The organism is Streptomyces sp. NPDC097981 (assembly GCF_040302565.1).
In the GTDB taxonomy this organism is placed as follows: Bacteria; Actinomycetota; Actinomycetes; order Streptomycetales; family Streptomycetaceae; genus Streptomyces.
Map to the genome: position 1 here is coordinate 47,406 of NZ_JBEORW010000035.1, position 20,167 is coordinate 67,572.

General features: G+C 70.9%; 14 protein-coding genes. 8 read left to right on the plus strand and 6 right to left on the minus strand.

The features are described from left to right. Window positions 1–22: 22 nt before the first annotated feature. Entirely contained in the window at window positions 23–1,126 is a 1,104-nt protein-coding gene (locus ABTY04_RS28820; protein WP_352216322.1) for a glycoside hydrolase family 26 protein, read from the plus strand. Between the two features lie 11 nt (window positions 1,127–1,137). Here the strand turns inward: ABTY04_RS28820 and ABTY04_RS28825 are convergent, their stop codons facing one another. Continuing rightward, complete coding sequence (locus ABTY04_RS28825) at window positions 1,138–4,011, minus strand: AfsR/SARP family transcriptional regulator (protein ID WP_352216323.1); 2,874 nt, start codon at window positions 4,009–4,011, stop codon at window positions 1,138–1,140. A gap of 198 nt (window positions 4,012–4,209) precedes the next feature. On the opposite strand from ABTY04_RS28825, the gene ABTY04_RS28830 reads away from it, so the two are divergent. Continuing rightward, on the plus strand, window positions 4,210–4,782 hold the full coding sequence (locus ABTY04_RS28830) for an RICIN domain-containing protein (protein ID WP_352216324.1): 573 nt from the start codon (window positions 4,210–4,212) through the stop codon (window positions 4,780–4,782). A 185-nt stretch (window positions 4,783–4,967) separates the two neighbouring features. Here ABTY04_RS28830 and ABTY04_RS28835 read toward each other — a convergent pair whose 3' ends face one another. Further along, window positions 4,968–6,446, minus strand: a complete 1,479-nt coding sequence (locus ABTY04_RS28835; RefSeq protein WP_352216325.1) for an esterase/lipase family protein — start codon at window positions 6,444–6,446, stop codon at window positions 4,968–4,970. A gap of 20 nt (window positions 6,447–6,466) precedes the next feature. On the opposite strand from ABTY04_RS28835, the gene ABTY04_RS28840 reads away from it, so the two are divergent. From ABTY04_RS28840 to ABTY04_RS28855, 4 genes are all read left to right on the plus strand, one after another. Further along, complete coding sequence (locus ABTY04_RS28840; protein WP_352216326.1) at window positions 6,467–11,080, plus strand: WD40 repeat domain-containing protein; 4,614 nt, start codon at window positions 6,467–6,469, stop codon at window positions 11,078–11,080. Window positions 11,081–11,235: 155 nt separating this feature from the next. Further along, window positions 11,236–12,063 (plus strand): RES domain-containing protein, encoded by an 828-nt coding sequence (locus ABTY04_RS28845; protein WP_352216327.1) that lies wholly within the window; start codon window positions 11,236–11,238, stop codon window positions 12,061–12,063. Window positions 12,064–12,763: 700 nt separating this feature from the next. Next, the gene (locus ABTY04_RS28850) at window positions 12,764–13,165 is read left to right on the plus strand and encodes an XRE family transcriptional regulator (RefSeq protein ID WP_352216328.1); all 402 of its coding nucleotides are present in this window, start codon (window positions 12,764–12,766) and stop codon (window positions 13,163–13,165) included. 420 nt (window positions 13,166–13,585) lie between these two features. Then, window positions 13,586–14,122, plus strand: a complete 537-nt coding sequence (locus tag ABTY04_RS28855; RefSeq protein WP_352216358.1) for a hypothetical protein — start codon at window positions 13,586–13,588, stop codon at window positions 14,120–14,122. A 94-nt stretch (window positions 14,123–14,216) separates the two neighbouring features. On the opposite strand, the gene ABTY04_RS28860 is transcribed toward ABTY04_RS28855, so the two are convergent. Continuing rightward, window positions 14,217–14,954, minus strand: coding sequence for an SDR family oxidoreductase (locus ABTY04_RS28860; RefSeq protein ID WP_352216329.1), 738 nt, complete (start codon window positions 14,952–14,954; stop codon window positions 14,217–14,219). A 148-nt stretch (window positions 14,955–15,102) separates the two neighbouring features. Between ABTY04_RS28860 and ABTY04_RS28865 the strand changes: the two genes are divergently transcribed. Beyond that, entirely contained in the window at window positions 15,103–15,675 is a 573-nt protein-coding gene (locus ABTY04_RS28865; RefSeq protein WP_352216330.1) for a TetR/AcrR family transcriptional regulator, read from the plus strand. Between the two features lie 166 nt (window positions 15,676–15,841). Here the strand turns inward: ABTY04_RS28865 and ABTY04_RS28870 are convergent, their stop codons facing one another. Next, entirely contained in the window at window positions 15,842–17,155 is a 1,314-nt protein-coding gene (locus ABTY04_RS28870; protein ID WP_352216331.1) for an MFS transporter, read from the minus strand. 155 nt (window positions 17,156–17,310) lie between these two features. Between ABTY04_RS28870 and ABTY04_RS28875 the strand changes: the two genes are divergently transcribed. After that, window positions 17,311–17,478 carry a hypothetical protein gene (locus tag ABTY04_RS28875; RefSeq protein WP_352216332.1) on the plus strand — a complete coding sequence of 56 codons (168 nt, stop codon included), beginning with the start codon at window positions 17,311–17,313 and terminating at the stop codon, window positions 17,476–17,478. A gap of 93 nt (window positions 17,479–17,571) precedes the next feature. Here the strand turns inward: ABTY04_RS28875 and ABTY04_RS28880 are convergent, their stop codons facing one another. Beyond that, window positions 17,572–19,074 carry a type 1 periplasmic-binding domain-containing protein gene (locus tag ABTY04_RS28880; RefSeq protein WP_352216333.1) on the minus strand — a complete coding sequence of 501 codons (1,503 nt, stop codon included), beginning with the start codon at window positions 19,072–19,074 and terminating at the stop codon, window positions 17,572–17,574. 590 nt (window positions 19,075–19,664) lie between these two features. Then, on the minus strand, window positions 19,665–20,075 hold the full coding sequence (locus ABTY04_RS28885) for a hypothetical protein (protein WP_352216334.1): 411 nt from the start codon (window positions 20,073–20,075) through the stop codon (window positions 19,665–19,667). Window positions 20,076–20,167: the final 92 nt, after the last annotated feature.

Genomic DNA, 20,167 nt, shown 5'->3' on the forward strand with positions numbered 1-20,167 from the left:
TCGGCAAAGATCGGGAGACGCCATGTCCAGACGACGTCGCCGATTGGCGATCACCTGCATCGGTACGGTCACGGCCGGACTGCTCGCCGTCGGCGCTGCACTCACGGTGCCCGGGCAGGAAGAGCCCGAGGGCTCCGACGTCGCCATGGGCGCCTATCTCGACTACGGGCCGCTCGGAGTGGCCCAGATCCCGAACCTGTCGCGCTGGCTGGGCGGCAAGGAGATTCGGGTGGGGCACACCTACCTGCCCGGCGACCAGTGGGCCGGGATCGAGGGGAACGTGAGCTTCCTCAAGGACTGGGCGCAGTGGCGCCAGGGCGACGAGAACCGGATGTTCGTCCTCAACGTTCCCATGCAGGAGCACAACGAGGACCGGGTGTCCGACGGCCAAGTCGCCCTGCTGCTCAAAGCGGGTGCGCAGGGCCAGTACGACGGGCACTTCAAGAAGCTTGCCGAACGGCTGGTGGAACTGGGCGTGCCGGACACCATCCTCGTGCTCGGTTGGGAGATGAACGGGGTCACCTACACCCACCGCTGCGGTCCCGACCCGGAGAACTGGAAGGCCTACTGGAAGCGCATCGTCAATACCATGCGGTCCGTGCCCGGACAGAAGTTCAGGTTCGATTTCGCCCCGAGCCGGGGTACGGACGCGATCGGCTGGACCGAGTGCTACCCGGGTGACGACGTGGTCGATGTCATCGGAATGGATTCGTACGACCAGGAGCCCGGCCGCACCTTCGACGAGCAAGTCACCCAGCCGTACGGGCTCCAGCAACAGGTCGACTTCGCGAAGGCGCACGGAAAGCCGATCTCGTACCCGGAGTGGGGACTGTTCCAGCAAGGGGACAATCCCGAGTATGTACGTCGCATGCTTGAGTGGATCGAGCAGCAGAAGCCCCTTTACCACACCATCACTGACTACTGTCCGCACGGCGTATGGCAGTGCGCGCAGAACCCGCAGTCGGCGAAGGCCTTCCGCGATGCCCTGCTGCCCGCGACGCACGACTCGGTGGTCCCCTCACCTGCCGTGCTCCCCCTGGTCATCGGAACGCCCGAACAACTGAGCCCCCACGTGCCCGGTCCCGTGTCTCCCACGCCTCCCTCACCGACGGTTCGGACGCCCTGAGGGTTGTCCCGTTATTGCTGTTCACGAGTGAGATGATCTTGGTGTGGCGCCTGCCGACGCGGCCCCCGCCTCGGACGTGAGTTCTGCAGGAGTTTGGCTCGCAGCGGGGCTGTGTCCGGAAGTCCGATGTCGTCCGTGATGGCCAGGGCCTGGGTCCAAGCGTGGTGAGCGGCGTCGGGGTGGGCTGCGGCGTGATGGGTGTCGCCGAGGTCGGCGAGGCTGGTGGCTTCGTGGAAGCGGTCGTCGGTCTTGCGGACGAGGTCGACAGCGTGCCGGTAGCAGTCGATGGCGTGCTCGTACCGGCCGAGGTGATGATGGATGTAGCCGAGACTTCTCCAGGTCCTGGCCTGGCCGTTGAGGTCCCGGATTTCCTCGACGAGTGCGAGGGCCTGCAGGCTGTAGGAAAGTGCCGTCGACCGGCCGTCGCCGAGTCTGACGAGGTTCCGGCCGATGTGGTCGAGAGCGCCGGCTTGTCCGAGCCGGTTGTGTGCGGCTCTGTAGTGAGCGAGGGCCTGGCGGGCGTGGCCGAGTGCCTTGCGGTGCTCGCCCCGGTCCGCGGACATCCTGCCGAGGTGTTTGTGGATGCGTGCCTGGCCCGCGTGGTCGTCGAGTTCCCTGAACAGGTCCAACGCGAGTGCGTAGTGGGCGCGGGCGTCGTCGGGGCGGTTCAGATGTGTCCGGGCGAGTGCGAGGCCGCGGTGGGCGTTGGCCTCTCCGGTCTTGTCGTTCCGGCGCAGTGCTGCGCTCAGGGCGGCCGTGTGAGCGGCGGCCAGCGCGGGCCAGCGTCCCTGCCGCTTGAGGAAGGTGGCAGTGACCGTTGCGAGCTGCCAGGTGTGGGTCTCGAAGCCGGCCGGAGCCTGCTCGATGGCGGCGAGGACGACGGGGTGCTCGGCGCTGAACCAGGCCAGCACCTCGCGGCGTTCCAGGAGTTCCTCGGCAGCGGTTCCCGGTTGGGCGGGGGCCACGCTGATCGGGTCCCTTCTGCGGGCCAGGAGCGCGTCGGCGGCGTGGGCGGTGTGCAGGTAGTGGTCGAGCATGCGGTGCACGGCCGATCGCCGGGTGCCGTGGCTGTCGTGTGTGGTGACCAGTTCGGTGGCGTAGGTACGCAGCAGGTCGTGGAAGGCGTATCGGCCCGGGGTGTGTTCGGTGAGGAGGTTGCCGCGGGTCAGTTCGGTCAGCAGGGCGCCGGTGCGGGCACGTGACAGACCGGCCAGGGAGGCGGCTGCGGGCAGGGTGGTGTGGGGTCCGGGGTGGAGTCCGAGGAGCCGGAAGAGCCGGGCGGCGTCGGCGCTCAGCGCCCGGTACGACGTGGAGAACACGGCCCGTACCTGGCTGGCCGGGTCCCCGCCGTCCAGGGCGTCCAGGCGGCTGCCGGCTTCACGCAGTTCGTGGGCGAGGGCGGTGAGCGGGAGATGGGGCTGGGCGGCGGCGCGGGCGGCCGTTATCGCCAGGGCCAGCGGCAGCCCGGTGCACCGGGTGACGATCTCGTCGACGGCGGCGGGTTCGGCTGCGGTCCGGTGGGCGCCGAGGCGGCTGGTCAGCAGGCCCCTGGCCTGTGCGGGGGTGAGGAGGTCCACGGTCAGCAGATGGGAGCCTTCGGTCGCGGCCAGGCCGGTGAGGCGGTTGCGGCTGGTGACGAGGACCAGAGAGCCGGGCGCGCCGGGCAGGAGCGGGCGGACGTGTTCGGCGTCGCGGGCGTTGTCCAGCACCACGAGTACCCGTCGGCCGGCCAGCAGACTGCGGTACAGGCCTGCTTGTGCTTCCAGGCCGTTCGGGACGCGGGCCGGGGGCACCCCCAGGGCGTCCAGGAACCCCCGGACCGCCTCGGCCGGGTCCACCACGGAACCCCCTGGGTCGAATCCGCGCAGGTTCGCATACAGCTGCCCGTCGGGGAAAGCGTCCCGTACGCGGTGGGCCCAGTGCACGGCCAGTGCGGTCTTGCCCACCCCGGCGGTGCCGGACACCGCCGAGATCACCACTGCGGCAGGCCGCGCGGAGGGGGCCTCGGCCGTGCGGGGCAGGAGGCCGTCGAGCTGGGCGAGTTCGCTCTTGCGGCCGGCGAAGGCCGCGACGGACAGCGGCAGCTGCGCAGGGATCGTACTCAGCTGTGCCGGGTCTTGCGGCTGCGTGGACTGGACAGGGGCGGGGACGGCGTCCTGTTGCAGTACGGCGGCCTGGATGTCCTGCAGGTGCCGCCCTGGGTCGATTCCCAGCTCCCGGGCCAGCCGGCTGCGGGTGCGCCGGTAGTGGTCCAGGGCTTCGGCGGAGCGGCCGCAGCGGTGCAGTGCGAGCATCAGCTGCCCTGCCAGATGTTCGTCCAGGGGGTGCGCTGCGGCGCGTGCTGACAGTTCGGGCAACAGGGCGACGTGCTCGCCCAGGCGTAATCGCACGTCGCTCCAATCGAGTTGAGCCGCCCGGCGTTCCTGGACGAGCGTCTCGCGCATGGCGTTCAGCCAGGGCGTGTCCAGGGCGGCAAAGGGTTCCGCGCGCCACAGCCGCAGGGCCTGTTCGAACAGGGCCGCGGCGCGGGTGTCGTCACCGGCGGCACGGGCCTGTGCGGCAAGGTGGCGGAAGGCGTGCATGTCCACGGTCACGGAGCGGGCGGTGGTCAGAGCGTAACCGCCCGGCTGCCGGGCGATGACTGCCTCGCCGGTGGCGGCCAGGGCCTGTCTCAGCCGGGAGAGATAACTGCGCAGGGTAGGGACGGCCTGCCGTGGAGGACGGCTTCCCCAGACCCGGTCCGTCAGCTGATCGGTCGTCACCAGATTGCCGACATCGACCAGTAGTACCGCCAGCACGGCCCGCTGGCGTGCATGCCCGAGCACCACAGACCGGCCATCGATGCTGGCCTCAACGCTGCCCAGCACGCTGAATTCCACCGTCATCCCGACCGCACTCCCCACGAGGCCGCAACTCGAACGCGTCTTCATTACCCGGCTCGGACGGTCCGATTCAACGATTGTCCAACGTTTGTCCGTGGTCGGCTTGGCACCGTGATGCGACGCACTCGCGGCGACCCATTCAGTGTGCGGATGCCGGCACGTCGGCATGGGGCGTCTTCCCGACCGAAGGAGCAGAGGCAAGTGACCAGGAAAACGAAGAAGACACGCGCCGCCCTGGCAGCCGTTTCGGGTGCGCTGCTGATCGCGTCGGGCACGGTCGCCACCGCGACCGAGGCCAACGCGGTGCAGCCCGGAGCGAACGTCGACGCCCGTATCACGGCCACCGCGGCCGCGGGCAGCTACCACCAGATCGTGAACCTTGCCTACAACCAATGCGTGGAGGCGCCGCGCGGGGCCCTCAACGTGAGACTCCGGCTCGCCGACTGCAACGCGTTGTCCGCCGCCCAGAAGTGGGCCTTCGTGGCCGCGCCGGCCGCCTCCACGTACTACCTCGTGAACCAGGCGGGCGGCTACTGCATGGAAGTCAACGACGGCACGGCGAACCCCGGCGAGACAGTCGACGAGTACTACTGCAACGGGACCGCCTCGGAGCAGTGGGTGCAGAGCTTCCGCATCGTGAACGGAATCGTCTACCAGCAGTTCATCCACTCGGGCACCTCCATGTGCCTTGACACGGTCAGCGGCCCCGGCAGCCAGCTGATGCAGTGGAACTGCGATCCCGGCAACGACGCCCAGACCTGGCTCGTGAGGTAGCATCCCTCGCCTCTCCGTCCCGCCGGGGCCGCCACCCGCACGGAGGCGGCCCCGGCGGCTGCGTGACGGCGCCCCGTGGTTCGAGGTGGAGGACGGGGACCGCTTCTTCGCCCGGCATTTGAAGTGACGCCGGGCCGTCAGGTCGGCAGCAGACGGTATGCGGTGTCGGCCAGGCGGTGCCGGGGTCAGTCCTCCGCCTCCGCCAGGGGCTCGTCCGGGTCGGCGGCCATGGCCAGTTGGGTGATGTCGCAGCCGTCCGGGGTGCGGACGTCGATGCGGTACAGGCCCGGGGCGGGGGCGGTTGCCGTTGCGGTGGCCACGCCGTCCTCCCAGGTCAGGGTGAGCGGGGTCGGGCGGGTGGGGTTCTCCAGGTCCGTGAGGCGGCAGGTCAGGCCCGAGAGGGTGTCGACGTCGGTGAGGTGGAGCTTCCAGGGACGGCCCGCCTGGACCAGGTCCGGGGCGCTCAGGCCGCAGCCGGCTTCGCCCTGGGGCGGGCCGGGGTTGATGTCGTCGCGGACGATCTCGGTGACGGCGTCGAGGGCGGTCTGCGCCTTGGCGACGTCGCCGTGCTGGAGCGGCAGGTGGGTGATGATGTCGGTGAGGATCGCCGACTCCTTGTAGACGGTGCCGTCGCCGTACACCTGGAAGTACCGGACGCGGTCGTGCCGGTCGAGGATGAAGGTCCCGTCGGAGTTCTGCCGGGCGCCGTCCAGGTGTGCCTCGACCTTGCCGTCGGTGATCGTCAGGTTCTGCCAGGTGGGCTGGTTGATGCCGACGACCGAGCGGTGGCCGGGCAGGGTGATGCTCTTCTGGCCGTGGTGGAAGCGGGCCGCGTTGCGCGCCAGTTCGGCGTCGCCGCCGATGGCCGCGACGTCGCTCGGTGCGAGGTGGCGTACGTCGTCCCCCGCGCGCAGGCTCCGGTACTGCGGCAGCAGGTCGTGGAGGCCGGGCATCGTGGCGCAGATGGCCCGGAGTTTGCGGTGCGGCAGCCGTACGGGGGTACCCCGGCCGGTGGCGAGGATGACGGCCGCCTTGACCGAGCCCCGGAAGGGCGTGCCGAGGGTGATGACGCCCCGGGTGTCGGCCTGGAGGTCGCTGTCGTAGCCGGGGTCGAGGGCCGCGCGGGTGACGAGCCCGCCCATGGAGTGGGCGACGAAGACGAGCCGTCCCTCCCGCTGGTCCTGGCGGTGGCGGCGGGCCCGGGCGTGGGCGGGGTGGCGGCGCCAGTCGGTCAGGTGCAGGCGCGCGGCGTCGGCCAGGAGACGGCCGTTGGTGGCGACGGGCAGGCGCCAGTCGTAGGCGAACTCCAGGATCGCGGCGTCGTCTGCGACGCTGGTGCGGATCGTGTCGACCAGGTCGGTGTACGGCTCGCTGCCGGCGAGGTACGGGGTCCAGGCGGAGTGCTTGAGGAGGCCGGTCGCCTCGATGCGGCCGGTCTTGCCCGCCAGCTCGTCCTCGGTCATGGCCAGGGACTTCAGGCCGGAGGGCGTGGTCCAGGCCTTCAGCAGCCAGGAGACGCCGCCGAGGCCCCAGACGTCCTTGCCGGTGCTCGTGTCGCGGAGGGTGCTGCCCATGATCCCCGGTACGACGACCACCGCGTCCTGGGTGACGTAGTCGGGTAAGTCGTCTGTGCCGTGCCGGTGCTGGGGCTGCTGCGTGTTCATGGCAGTGAAGAATAGGGACCGTGGACGGGCAGCGGGGCGAGATCGGCTTAGCCGATGCGGTGGAGGAGGCTGCGCTGCCGGTGGTGGCGGCGCAGCCTGCCGGCACCTTGTACGTCCTGCCGATGGAGGACGGGACCGAGGCGCTGCGGCAGGCCCTCGGCGCGCAGCTGGAGGCGGTGGCGCTGTGGTGGGAGCGGCCGCCTCCGGCCGGGCCCGGATTCGTGAAGGTGGCGCCCGCGCAGCCGGTGACCAGCCGTCATGACGTGGAGCGCTTCCTGGAGACGTCGGGGATCCGGGACGCGGAGGCGGACGTCCCCGTGGTGCTGTACGTGTCGGGCCACGGCCTCACCTCGGGCGCGGCCAAGCACTTCGCGGTCCTGCAGGACACCGAGACCCATCGGCTCCTGGCGACGGGGCTGCGTACGACGGAGATCGCGATCGCCGCGCTCGACTCGCACGCCCGGGACGTCCTGGTGATCGTGAACATGTGCGAGTCCGCCGACGTGGGAGGGGAGCTGCTGGAACTCTCACGGAGCCTGGACACCGCGCGCACCACGCGGGCCACGCTGAACGTCCTGACCACCGCGGCGCCCAAGATGCGGGTGATGGGCGGGGAGTTCGCGCTCGTTCTGCGCCGGGCCCACGAGTGGCTGCGTACGGCCGGCGGGATCACCCGCCCGTACCTGACGATGGACGAGTTCAGCCGGGCCCTGTACCAGGCCTCGCTGGCGGTCGGCGCGGAGCTCGGCCGGAGCCTGTCACTCGACTGCCGCCCGCTGATGGGCGGCAAGCTGCACGTGGCGACCGCCGCGCTGCCGAACCCGGGCCACCGGCCGGAGCAGGCCGCGGTGGAGGAGAGCCGGCGGGAGGTGGCGGCGACCCTGGAGGACCTGGGCTACTGGCTGGAGAAGGCCAGTGGCCGCACCGGCGCCGACGACACCGGCTGGTACTTCTCGGGCCGGGGGCGCCTGAACGCCTCGGTGGTCTCCTTCCTGGAGGGCGCGCCGGGGGTCCTCCTCGTCACGGGCATCACCGCGAGCGGGAAATCGGCGATCCTGGGCCGTGCGGTGACCTTGAGCGACGCGACGTTCAGGACGTCGGCCCTGTTCGCGGCCGCCGTCGGCCACTGCCCGCCGGACACCGTCCCGGACGAGGGGGCGGTGACCATCGCGGTCACCGCGCAGAACCGGGAGCCGCTGGGGCTGCTGACGGTCATCGCGAAGAAGCTGGGGGCCGCGGCGGACCCCTCGGGCAGGGACCAGCTGAGCCGCTGGCAGTTCGGGCTGCGGAGGTTCCTCGGCTCGCCCGGCCCCATGGTGACGGTCGTCGTCGACGCCCTGGACGAGGCGACCGACCCGGCGGCGGTGGTGCACCAGGTCCTGGTACCGCTGGCCGGACACCTGTCCGGCGCCGCGCCGTCGTCGCCCGTACGGCGCGGGGTACGGCTGGTCGTCGCCGTCCGCAGCAGCGATGGCGCCGAGGGCCTCGTCCCGGACGGCGGCGGCGGCGGCGGCGGCGGCGGCGGCGGCGGCGGCGGCGGCGGCCGGGAACTGCTGGGCCGGCTGCGGGATGCGTTCCCCGGGGCGGCGGTGCTGCGTACCGACGACGAGGACATGGGCAAGGACGTCGAGGGGTACGTACGGGCCCTCCTGGACGGGGAGGCCAACTGGGCGGGACACGACCTGGCCGAGGTCTCGCGGACGGTGGCCGAGGCGGTGGGGCGGTCCTTCCTCGACGCCCGCGTGGCGGCGCAGCAGCTGCGCACCGAGGGGCCGCGGCTGCAGGCCGACGCCGGCTGGCTCGCGCGGCTGGGCGAGGGCACGACGGGACTGCTGAAGGACGATCTGGCGAGGTCGGCGGAGGACGGCCTGGGGGCGGACGAGGCGCTGGCGCTGCTGCGCGCGACGGCGTTCGCGCAGGGGCGCGGCATCGCCTGGGGGGAGGTGTGGCCCGCTGTCGCGTCCGCCGTCCACGGGGAGGCCCTGCGGGATGCCGATGCCAAGATCCGGGTGCTGCTGGAAGGCCGCCTGACTGGGTATCTCACCCGTGACGTGGAAGAGGATCAGCGGGTGTACCGGCCGGCGCACGAGCGGCTGGCCGCTGTCCTGCGCGCCTGGCCTGTGGGCGGCGCGGCACCTGGTGGGGGGATGGGAATGACGGATGGTCAGGATGAGCCTGCCGATACGACTGATAAGAATCATGGGGCTGGCGGGGCTGATGAGGTTACGGGGACCGGCGCGCCGGGGGACGCGTACGAGGACAAGTACAGGGACGACGATGCCGCCGTGCACGCCCGCATCGCGCGGGCGCTCGCCGATCTGGCCGCGCCGCACACCGGCGGCAGCGCCGCCGGCACCGCCCCGCACCCGTACGTACGGCGGTACCTCGCGCGCCACGCCCGTCTGGGCGGGGTCCTGGACGACGCGCACGTGCCGGCCGACGTACTGCCGTGGCTGACCGGCAGCCCGATCCGCGGGCTGCTGGGCCCGGGCCGGGGGCAGGAGGGCCGGCTCTGGCTGGAGGCGTGGGCCGCGGTCGAGCCGTACCTGCACCGGGCGGACCGGGAGGACCACCCCTCGCGCCTGGCCAGCCTGCACCTGGCGTACACGGCGCTGCGCCATCCCGGCCTGCCGCGCCCGCGTACCCCCGAAGAGGCGGCGGGGCCGCTGGCGGTGCTGTGGTCCCAGTGGACGCCGCCCGTGAACGTCCTGGCCACCCTCGACGCCACCGTCCGTTCCCTGACGGCGCTGCCGGCACCCGACGGGCGCCCCGCCCTCGCGGCGGGCGACGACGACGGCGGCATCGAACTGATCGACGCGGTCGAGGGAACGGCGGTCCGCGAACGGATCGGCGCCCACGAGGGATCCGTGCGCCACCTGCTCCTCGCGCCGCGCCCCGCGCAGTCGCCGCTGCTCGTGTCCGGCAGTACGGACGGCACCGTCCGCCTCTGGGACCCCGCGACCGGCCGCCTCGTCGACCAGGTCCACCGGCCCGGCGGGATCTGGATCGCCGACGTGTGCGCGTACCGCGACAGCGGGCACGAGCTCGCGGTGCTCTGCGTCAACGGGGACGGAGTGGTGGTCTGGTGGAACGAGCGGATGGGCCCGCTGGAGCTGCTGACCCTGCCGGGGGACACACCGCGTACGGCGGCCACCGCGCTGGCGGCGGTGGAGGAGGCGCCCGGCCGGCCGTTGCTGGCGATCGCCGACGGCGCTTTCCTGGCGTTCCGGGACACGGCGGCCGAGGTGGAGGTGGCGCGGTTCGAGTTCCCGGGCGACGTACGCGTACTCGCTCCGACCACGCGGCCGGGGACGGTCGCGGCCGGCCACGCGGACGGGAGTGTCACCGTCTGGGGCACCGGCGGACCGCTCGCCACCCTCACCGGCGCCGGCGAGCCGGTGAGCAGCCTGGCCGCCCTCGCCCTGGGCGAACGCCACCTCCTCGCGGCCGGGACGGGCAGCCGCATCGCCGTATGGGACATCTCCCGATGGGACACCGCCGCGAAGGAGCCTCCGGCGCTGCTCGGCGGGCACACCGCCGCCGTGACCGCGCTCAGCCCCGTCGCCTCCCCGGATTCCGGGATCCTGGCGTCGGCCTCCACCGACGGCACGCTGCGCCTGTGGAACCGGGAGGTCCTGGAGCGCGCGCTCGCCACCGCCCGTACGCCTGCCGAGCCGGCGCCGACGGGCGGGGCGCTGGCCCTGCCGGAGCCGGGGGACCTGCGCGGCCCGTCCTGGTTCGCGCTCGGCGGCGGACACCCGCACATCGACGTGCGGGACATCGGCACGGGGGACGCGGTCGCCCGGATCGACACCGGCCGGCCGCCGTCCGCGCTGGCCTGGGCGCGCCGGCGGGAGGGGCGCGTACTGGTGTCGGCCGGATGTGACGACCACGGCATCCGGCTGTGGGACGCGGGCACCCGGCAGGCGTTGCCGGACGTCCTGGAGGGGCACTTCCTCCCCGTCCGCGCCCTTGCCGGCTGTGCCACGGCGGACGGCCGGCATCTGCTGCTGAGCGGCGGGGACGACGAGACGGTCCGGCTGTGGGATCTGGACCGCCCCGGTCCGCTGCGCGAGTGGACCGGTCACGGCCTGCGGGTCCTGGCGGTGGCGGCCGCCTCGTGCGAGGGGGGCGGGGACTGGTTCGCCTCCGCCAGCTCCGACGGCACCGTACGGCTGTGGGACGCGGAACGCGGTGGTGCGCTGGGCGGTCCCCTGCGCTGCGACCAGGGGCTCCTGCACGCCGTCGCCATCAACCCCGGCCCGCTGGGCGGCCTTCCGCCGCATCTGGCCAGCGGCGGCGACACGGGCACGGTGCGGCTGTGGGACCTGCGCGGGCGCCGCCCCCTGGGTGAGCCGCTGACCGGCCACACCGCGGCCGTGCACGCCCTGGCCCTGTGGAACGCGGAGGGCCAGGGCAGCTTCGTCGCCTCCGGCGCGGCCGACGGGACCATCCGCATCTGGGACGCCGTCACCGGGCAGTGCCGGCTGCTGCTCGCGGTGGGGAGCCCCGTACGCAGCCTCGCCGCTCACCCGTCGGCGGTCGGCGGGCGCGTCGTGCTCTCCTTCGCCGGGGACGCCGGAGCCGCCGCGGTGGAGGTCAACCTCGCCCGGTGCCGGGCGGGCGGAGCCTGATCACCCCGCATGCGCCCCCTGCGTTCCTTCGTGCGCCCCCGATGGCCACCGCAACCCGGTCGCGTCGGTCGTACCCGGGCATGAAAATGATCGTTCGGCATGTGCCACGGATCAATACGCCGTAGGGCGCGCGCCATCCGCCCATGAGCACCCTCATGAGCACCACACCGTCACGAGACCGGCTCCCCCGGCGGCCGGACCGCCCCGCCGGTCCGGCCGCCGTACGAGCCACGAGCATCACCGGCCCGCGCCTCGCGGAGGGCGGCCGGAGCAAGGAGAGCGGCCGCATGAGCCGGGGCACCGCACAGCCGGACGTAGTCCTCATTCCCGCGCCCGACCACGGCGTCTGGCGCCTGGGGAAGGCCAAGAACCCGGTCACGTACGAAAAGATCAGCCAGGAGGACGCGTCCCGGATGGGCGGAAACCGCTGGAGTCTGGTCAGCTACGACACCCTCTACTGCGCCTCCCAGCACGACGGGTGCTTCGCAGAGGCCTTAGCACCCTTCCGTGTGGACCCCAAGATGCGGGAGGTCATCGGGGACGAATGGATGAAGCCGTCCTACATGATCCCCGGCAAGATCCCCCGCGACTGGACCACGCGTCACATCCTGGTCCGCCTGCAGCCTCCCAAGGAGGCCCGCTTCCTCGACGTGGACGACGAGCGGACCCTGGAGACGCTCTCCCGCGAACTCAAGGACGAGCTGGCGGAACAGGGCGTGGACAGGCTCACCACGGAGCACATCCAGGGCTTCAACCGCCGGATCACCCGGCTGATCTCGGCGTGGGCCATCACCCAGCGCACCGGCCCCTCGGAGCAGGAGCGCCTCATCCACGGCATCGCCTACCGCTCCCGCTTCGGGATGCGCCAGTGCTGGGCCGTCTTCAACGACGTGGAGCTCAAGCAGGAGGAGACCAGCCTGATCTTCCCCGAGTCGGAGGCGCTGCGGCGGGTGGCCGAGGAGTACGACCTGACGATGCTGTGACCGGTGCGCCTCCCCCACCCCCCTGAAGCCCCTCGCCCTGCCCACCTGAAAAGGGTGCTGAAGCCAACCTGAAAGTCACCGCATCACTGTCGTCCAAAAGAGCGAAACAACTCGTTCCCTGCCACCCCCACACCGCCGGCCGCCCTCCCACCTCAGCAACATATGCACAGGTCAAGATGGAAGTCCGGTCTCAAACCGGTCAGTTGACGCACCGTCGAGAACGCGCTGAATTCTGCCTAAGAGGTGGAGTTGGAAGGTGATAATGGGTAACCTAACCAGTACATCGACCAACTTGGAGCATGTGGGGGATCTCATGGGCAACACCCGTTGCACCGTCAGTGCGTTCTTACTCGTCGGGCTCGCGCCACGCATCGCGGCACCACCGCCCGCCACGGGCTCTGCACCCTCAGGTCACCCCAGTCATCCATGTGCCGGATCCCTGCGGACCGGAATACATCGATGCTGAGTGCCGACCGCTAGTCGGCACGCCCCACCTCACCCGCGCTGGTACACGCTTCCCGGCGGGTCGCAAACACACCACGAAGCGTTCGCAGCTCGCCGAGACCGAGCGTCCCTTCCGTCTGCCCTCGCGGCAGTACGCGACAGCCAGGTCCTGCGGGCACACCCCGACACCCGTCGCCTGAACACGCGACCCGCCACCGGACGGGCGCGCAGTCAGGGCAACGAGGGAGACCTGACCATGCCTTCCGACACCACCACGCCCCCCGTCGCCAAGAGCGTTGCCAGCGCCGAAAGAGCCCACGTCGCCACGGTGCGCATGCACATCAGCGAGATCGCCCGCTTCCTCCAGGAGAACCTGGGGCAGCGCCTGACCGCACGGATCGCCAGCATCAGCGATCCCAAGCAGGTCGGCAAGTGGGCATCGGGCGACACCACTCCCCGACCCGAGTCGGAGCAGCGCCTGCGCGCGGCCCTGCAGGTCTTCCAGCTCATCCAGGACGCCGAAAGCCTCTACACGGCTCGCGCGTGGATGATCGGCATGAACCCGCAGCTTGAGGACGAGGCGCCGGCGCAGTGCATCGCCGACGGCAGGATGCGCGACGTGATGGTCGCGGCCCGAGCCTACGTCGACGGCGGCTGACTCCACGCGTACCCGCTCGGGGCAGAAGAGCGCTGTGGTCGGCCGGACGGGCCCACTACGGCGCTCAGCCCCCGCAGAGTGCGGATTTGCACTCCTCGTGCCGGCCCGCCGGTCATGCCGCGGGGCCGAGGTCTCCTCCGAGGAGCGTGTGTACGGTCTGGGGCCGGTCCCAGAGAGCCAGGACCTCGTGGGCGATGGCCACGACGGGCAGGTGGTCCCGGTCGCGCACCTTGACGGCTCCGGACGAACCTGCGCGCAGCCGGCATCGGCATCCCGCATCAGTGACGGCCGCCCGGCCGACCCGCTGCTGCGAGCGACGCGCGGATCACGGGATCGCTGCCGGCCCCGTCCCGATGGAAGCCCCGATGGAAGCCCCGATGGAAGCCGCACAGTCTGCCGCGGTCACCCGAGGAGGATCCGCTGTCATCCACCTGCGACCCCCAGTACGCGCCCGCCGGCGATGTGAGTGCGGCGCTCATGGTGATCGACTCCCGCCTCAAGGCCATCTACGACGGCAGGACCGGGGCCGACCCCGAACAACTGCTGCTGATGGACCCGTTCATCGCTTCCCTGGGCCCCGGCGGAGTACACGACCTGCTGGACGGGGCGTGCACGCTGGTCTTCATGTTCGTCACGTGGCTGCGGAAGGCGTACGAGGACCACGGCAAGGACGTCATCGAGTACGTGGTGCCCGAGCTCGTGGCCACGATGCGCTCGATGCCCCGCAGCGTCCGTCCCGAGTTCATCCCCACCATGGCCGGCATGGTCATCGCGGCGGGAACCGGCCTGAGCCCCAGCCTGTGGCGCAAGCAGTACGGGGACTGGACCCAGGACGAGATGAACCCCCTGGAAGCCACCGCCCTCCTGCTCGCGGAGCACATCAACCGCCTCACCGGCGACCACGACTACGCCACGCGCCTGATCACCAACGCCCTGACCAGCGCCGACCAGGGCTGACGCCCTTGTCGCGGATGAGCAGCAAGCCCACGAGCACCACACCGAGGTGGGGCCCCGGGGAACCACGGAGAGGAAGCCGCACAGCACAACGCCGTCAGGCCTGCGCAGTGGGCCGGACGACGATCTCGCTGATGTCGACGCCGTCGGGCTGCTCGATCGCGTAGCCGATGGCTGAGGCGATGGCGGAGGGCGGTATGGCGATCTCGTCGCGCTGCCGGATCATCGCGGCCGCGACCTCGGGGCCGGCTCCCCTGCCTACGCCCTCGGTGTTGGTGAAGCCGGGCGAGACGAGGGTGACGCGCAGGTCGGGGCCCGATTCCTGACGCAGGCCCTCGGTGAGCACCTTCACCGCCGTCTTGGTGGCCGCGTAGACGGCCTGGGGAGGCTTGACGACGTAGGCCGCGGTGGAGCCGACGTTGACGAACTGGCCGGAGCGCTGCCGGCGGAAGACGGGAAGTGCCGCCCCGATGCCGTTGAGCAGGCCGGTGATGTGGGTGGAGACCATGGCGTCCCAGTCGTCCTGGCGCAGGTCGTCGAACGGCGAGACGGCCATCGTGCCCGCATTGGAGACGAGGACGTCGAGGCGGCCGAACAGGTCGACGGCCGTGTCCGTCAGGCGCCGGAGGTCCTCGCGGCGCGTGACGTCGACGATGACGCCGGTGGCGGTGCCGCCCTTGGCCGTGATGCCGTCCACGACCGCGTTCAGCCGGTCCTGCCTGCGGGCACCGAGCACGAGCCGGGCGCCCTTTTCGGCGAGGTGGGTCGCGGTCGCCTCGCCGATGCCGCTGCTGGCACCTGTGATCGCAATGACCTTGCCCTGGATACCCGACATGATCGATCGGCTTCCTCTCGTGGAGTGTGCGCAGGCCAGTGCGCTGGCCTAGAGTGGAAACCGGGGATGCCCCCACTTATCTCAGGCTAAACGGGGGCGTCTCCGTTTGGCAACGCTGAAGGACCCCTGAGAGGGATGGCGAGCACTGATGGCCGACGGAGCGCACCGACCGTTGCGGGCTGACGCACGGCGCAACAGGGAGAAGATCCTCGCCACTGCCGTGCGCGTGTTCACGACGCAGGGGCTGGACGCGCAGATGGAGCGCATCGCCAAGGAGGCGGGCGTGGGCAGCGCGACCCTGTACCGCAACTTCCCCACCCGGGAGGCGCTGGTCGAGGCGGTCTACCGCAACGAGGTGGCCCACCTGTGCGACGCGGCCCCCGCTCTGCTCGCGCAGAAGTCACCTGGCGAAGCCCTGCGCGCATGGACCCGCCTCTTCCTGGACTACGTCACCGCCAAGTACGGCATGATCGACGCACTGCGCGCCATCACCGCGACGGGCGGCAACCCCTACGGTCACAGCCGGGAAATGATCCAGGCCGCCATCACCTCGCTCATGGACGCGTGCGCGGCCGCCGGGGTGATCCGTACCGACATCGGACCCACCGACATCGCCGCCGCCCTCGAAGGCATCGCCCTCACCTCGGCGGGTGCTCAACACCGGCAGCAGGCAGAGCGCCTGCTCGACCTCACCCTGGACGGCCTCACGGTCCGCCCGTAAGGCCACGTGCCCGGGCGCGCCCCGCCACGTTCTGTCCGCCGGCAGGCGTGTCCGGCTTCCCGCTCGGCATGGGAGTGCCGAAGGCCCGGGCGGCAGCCTTGTGTGGCTGAGGGAGCGCCACGCCGTCGGGTGACGAGGCGCTCCGCCCCGGCCTGGTCCTCTGGTGTCACACGAGCCCGGCGAAGTCCGCGAGGAAGTGCCCCCAGGGACTCGACGGCCAGATCGCCGGGACGACCAGGCCGATGACGCAGGAGCAGAAGGCGAGGAAGCCGAAAAGGCTGGTCCAGAAGCGGCTGGCGACCCCGTACCGCTTCTCGGGAACCACCACGAGCATGTACACCACGCAGGAAATCGCGCCGAACCCCGCCAGCCCGTAGAGCGCGAGCTTCCACACCGCGGGGCCGGGTTCCGCTTGCATCCCCGCCATGAATCCGGCCGTGACCACGCTGAGCAGGGCGACGGCCGGCAGACCGAGAGCGGTGTAGTAGAGGGGCACGCTTCGTCCCGGCCCCTCACCCGTCCGCGGATTCCCGAGAGCATCGTCCTCGCTGCTCACGGCGTTGTCCCGCTCTTCCTCTCGTTGTCCCGGGACAAAGGGAGGCGCCGAGCTCGCCGGCGTGAGGTGGGGAGGGGGTGGCTGGACCTGAAGGCCGAGCTCCTGCGCGAGTCTCCCGAGATCGGAGCCACGTGCCTGCAGGGTGTGCTCGACCTCTTCCAGGAACTTCGCGATCTGCTCCAGTCGAGGCAGGCTCCGCTCCCGGGCGGTCAGGGCGAGGGTCGCCTCCGGCCGGACCACGAGATCGCGTACCGCAGCCTCCTCACGAATCAACTGCTGCTCGGTGGCCGTGAGGATCCTGAACGCCTTCTTCTCCAGCTGGCGAGCGTGTTCCAGCTGGCCACCCGCGCGGGCCCGGAAACTGCGCAGCTGTTCCAGTTCCCGCTCCAGCTCGGCACGGCCCTCGTGGGCTTGCGCCAGCTCGATCTCCAGGCTCGTGCATTTGGCCTCCAGCGCGGACACTGCCTTCTCCAGCGCCTGTCGCAGCGCCTCGGACTCGTGCAGCTTCTGCCATGCTTCGGCAGTCCTGCGCTGCGCATCGGCCAGGTCCTTGTACGCCTGCGCCACCGGGCCGAGCCGCACATCCGCCCCAGGAGCAACCGGACGAAACGTCTCCGATGGGGCCTGCCCGGCCTGCCCGGCCTGCCTGGCCGCCTCCAGCAACTGCAGCCCCGCCTCGAACTGTCCGGCCGGATCCTTCGTGACGCGGCACTTCACCACCGCCTCGACCAGCTCCGGGGTCGGCAGCCGGCTGCCGGCGAGGAACTCACTCCATGACGTCTTGCCATAGGGGAAACCCGCCTTCGTCAACTCCTCCGCCAAGTCCCGTGTCGTCCGCCCCTCCGTCACCACGCGCAGCCACATCGCAAATGCGTTGGCCTCCTCCGTCCGTCCCCGCGGATCGCCCTGCGGCCTTCCTGCCATCCCGCCCCCTGAACATGCATCTGTCCCACGGGACAACGTGCCAGTTGCCCCGTCTTTCCGCTCCTGACCTGCGTAAACACCCAACAGTCCAAGCGAACATTCCTGTCGCCCGAGACGGTGTATCCCATCCCGATCCCGAGATGAGGAGATACATCATGACCGCTCCCGGCACACCTCCACGTCGTACTTGGCCCTACGTCGTCAGCGCCATCGTGGTCCTCGCACTGCAGCAGGGCTGGAACGCGCAAGAGGTCACCACGCTCGCCGTCAGCCTGCTCGTCCTCATCGCCGTCATCACGGCCGCAGGGGCCGATCGTGAATGAGACGTACGCGCCGCGGTGAGGTGTGACCACGGCCCACCCGCACGAACCCCGCTGAGACGGCAGGCGCCCGCCTCAGCGGGGTTCGCGTGTCACCTAGGGGTGCGGCGGGGCGCCCAGGCGTACCACCTGGGGGTCGTGCGTGCTCTTGCGGTTGCCGGTCTTCGGGTCGATACGGAAGACTCCGCCGGCTCCTTCGACGACGTTGGTGACGTCGAAGAGGTACAGCTGGGCCCTCACGGCGCGGACACCGGGCGGGGTCCGGGGCGGGTCGATGGCGTGGCGGACGGCCAGGCCTGCGGTCAGGACCGCATCGTGCGCCATGACTGCCCATCCGCTGGCCAGGTGACCCGTGTCGAACTGCTGCCCGCCGTGTACGCGGCCGAACTCGTCGGCGAACGCCCGGAAGAGCCCGTGGTCGGGGTTGGTGGCGTCAGCGAGCTGAGCGGGGTCGGCGAGGGGCACGTAGAGGACGGAAATGGGCGCGTCGGGGTCGTTCAGGGCGGGCATCTTGCCGTCCAGGGTGGCCGCGTCGGAGCCGGTGACCACGGTGATGGGGGTGGTGCGGCACTGCCGTTCGCGGAGCTTGTCGAGGAACATGGGCAGATAGGTTGCCCGGCCGGCGTAGAACACCAGGTCGGGCGTGACCTTGCCGCAGAGGTTCTTGCTGATGGTGTCCAGGCTGGTCTTCGCGGCGCCGTCCATGACCTCGAAGTCGAACGAGATGCCCCCCGCCTTCACGTAGGGGAGAAGTCCGGTCGCTTCGCTCTGGAATGCCGCTTCGAGGGACTTCGTGTAGTAGTCGGGTGTCCCATTGGGTGTCATCGGCGCGCTGACAAGGGCTGCGGTCTTCAGCTCGGGACGCTTGCGGAGGTCCTGGCCGATCGTCTGCAGTTGTGCGCTGGTGTTGGGGGCGACCCGCACCAGTCCCTTGATCTCGGCGCCGCCATCGATGCCGCCGGTGGTGTCGAAACCATCCGCGGTGATGAGGTCACCGACCATCGGGATGGACGCCGCGGAAAGGGACCGTGCGGCATCGATCGACTCCTTCTGGCTCAGGCCCATTCCGGTCACCGCAACGAGCCGGTCGCTTCCGCCGGTCATCTTCGTGAGCCGGTCGACGACGGTGGCCCAGTTCGTCTCGTCGCTGCCCATGTTGGCCAGGACCAGCCGGATCTTGGGGTAGGTGCCGCCCTGGTTCGCCCGGTGCTGGGCGATGAAGGCCCCCTCGACCTGATGCACGGCGCGATCACCGGTCAGACTGTGGTCGCCCTGGGTCAGCGGTGCCATCAGCGCCACCGTGACGTAGTCGCCGCTCTTCTTCACGGCCTGGTTCTCGGCGTCGATCGCGGTGAGGGCCGGCTGGAGGCCTCCACCGAAGAGGCCGTGTCCGTCGCTGCCGTCAGTGACTCCGGTGCACGTGCCCGGTATGCCGTGCAGCGCCGGGTTGTCGGTGTCGCACTGGGACGTGCGTTGCTTCGCCAGCTCTTGAGCGGCTCGCTCCGCCGCCTTCTTCGCCGCGTCCTTCGCCGCCTCGTGTGCGTACCCCCGTATTCCGCCTACGACGATCGAGCCCACCAGCGCCACCGCGCCCAGCACGATCAGCAAGCGTCGGCGCGCGAAACGGGGAGTCGCACCGGAGGGCTCCGATACCTCGGACCATGGGCTTGTCACGCCGGTCCTCCGGAAGCAGCGGTCGGACCCGGCCACGCACCCGTTCTGCAGGGCGGGGCACAGGGAGCGGATCGACGGCCGTGCCGCCGTAAAGTCCGATGGTCTTGCATGGGAAACGCCTCCTGGACGACGTGCGGTGCCGGACGGACCCGAAGCGCTTTACCGGAGCGACGAGTACGGGCCGTGATGAAAGGCAAGCCTGCTGTGATCGGACCATGGCTGGCAAGTCCCTTGATCCGGCGGAACCGCCGCATCCAACACCGGTGCGAGCGCGAGCCGTTCCGATGCGATCTTGCTTTGCCCGCTGACCGTGGCGAGACTGGACGTCAGTGGCCGCCCGGCGGCCACGACCGTGAAGCTCCCGTCAAGTCCTCCTGGGCGCGGAGCGGACGGTGCACGGACAACGAGAGGGCCCCTGTACCGGCAGGGGCCCTCTTCCGCCATTGCATCGCCACCAGGCATGACGGCGCCGGTGTTTCGTCACCACGCGCCGGTCAGGCCAGGAACGACGGCGGTCACCGCCGGGTGGCGCGGGGCTCCGGCACGCGGGCGGGCGGCACCTGCCGGCCGAGTGCCAGCACGCTCAGGCCGAACATCAGGATGCCCAGGGGGACATGGAGCGACGGCACGTGGGCTATGCCCAGCACCACCTGCACCGAAGCGAGCACGAGGAAGCCGGACGCGTGCAGGATGGGTCGGGGCGACCCGCCGCCCGGCCGCCATGCCAGGACCGCGGCGAGCACGTACACCATCGACGCGCCGTACATCACACGCGCTCCGATGCCGTGCAGCAGCTCGCCGTGGGACGAGGACAGCAGCAGGCCGGCGGTGACCGCCTGGAAGAAGATGGCCAAGGTCTGCAGGCCGATCGCGACCTGCAGGAACGTGAGCCTGCCCGGTCCTGCCGTCGTCTGTGCGGTCGCCATGATGTGGTCCTCTTCTCTGCCTCGCGGCGTCGATCGGTAGTGTCCCGGTAGTCCGACGACGCAGGCCCGCGAAATGTGAGGCGAAGCGCCGA

Coding starts and splice junctions, on each gene's coding strand:
- ABTY04_RS28820 (WP_352216322.1), top strand. CDS start 23: ATGTCCAGACGACGTCGCCGATTGGCGATCACCTGCATCGGTACGGTC.
- ABTY04_RS28825 (WP_352216323.1), bottom strand. CDS start 4,011: ATGACGGTGGAATTCAGCGTGCTGGGCAGCGTTGAGGCCAGCATCGAT.
- ABTY04_RS28835 (WP_352216325.1), bottom strand. CDS start 6,446: ATGAACACGCAGCAGCCCCAGCACCGGCACGGCACAGACGACTTACCC.
- ABTY04_RS28845 (WP_352216327.1), top strand. CDS start 11,236: ATGAGCACCACACCGTCACGAGACCGGCTCCCCCGGCGGCCGGACCGC.
- ABTY04_RS28850 (WP_352216328.1), top strand. CDS start 12,764: ATGCCTTCCGACACCACCACGCCCCCCGTCGCCAAGAGCGTTGCCAGC.
- ABTY04_RS28860 (WP_352216329.1), bottom strand. CDS start 14,954: ATGTCGGGTATCCAGGGCAAGGTCATTGCGATCACAGGTGCCAGCAGC.
- ABTY04_RS28865 (WP_352216330.1), top strand. CDS start 15,103: ATGGCCGACGGAGCGCACCGACCGTTGCGGGCTGACGCACGGCGCAAC.
- ABTY04_RS28870 (WP_352216331.1), bottom strand. CDS start 17,155: ATGGCAGGAAGGCCGCAGGGCGATCCGCGGGGACGGACGGAGGAGGCC.
- ABTY04_RS28875 (WP_352216332.1), top strand. CDS start 17,311: ATGACCGCTCCCGGCACACCTCCACGTCGTACTTGGCCCTACGTCGTC.
- ABTY04_RS28885 (WP_352216334.1), bottom strand. CDS start 20,075: ATGGCGACCGCACAGACGACGGCAGGACCGGGCAGGCTCACGTTCCTG.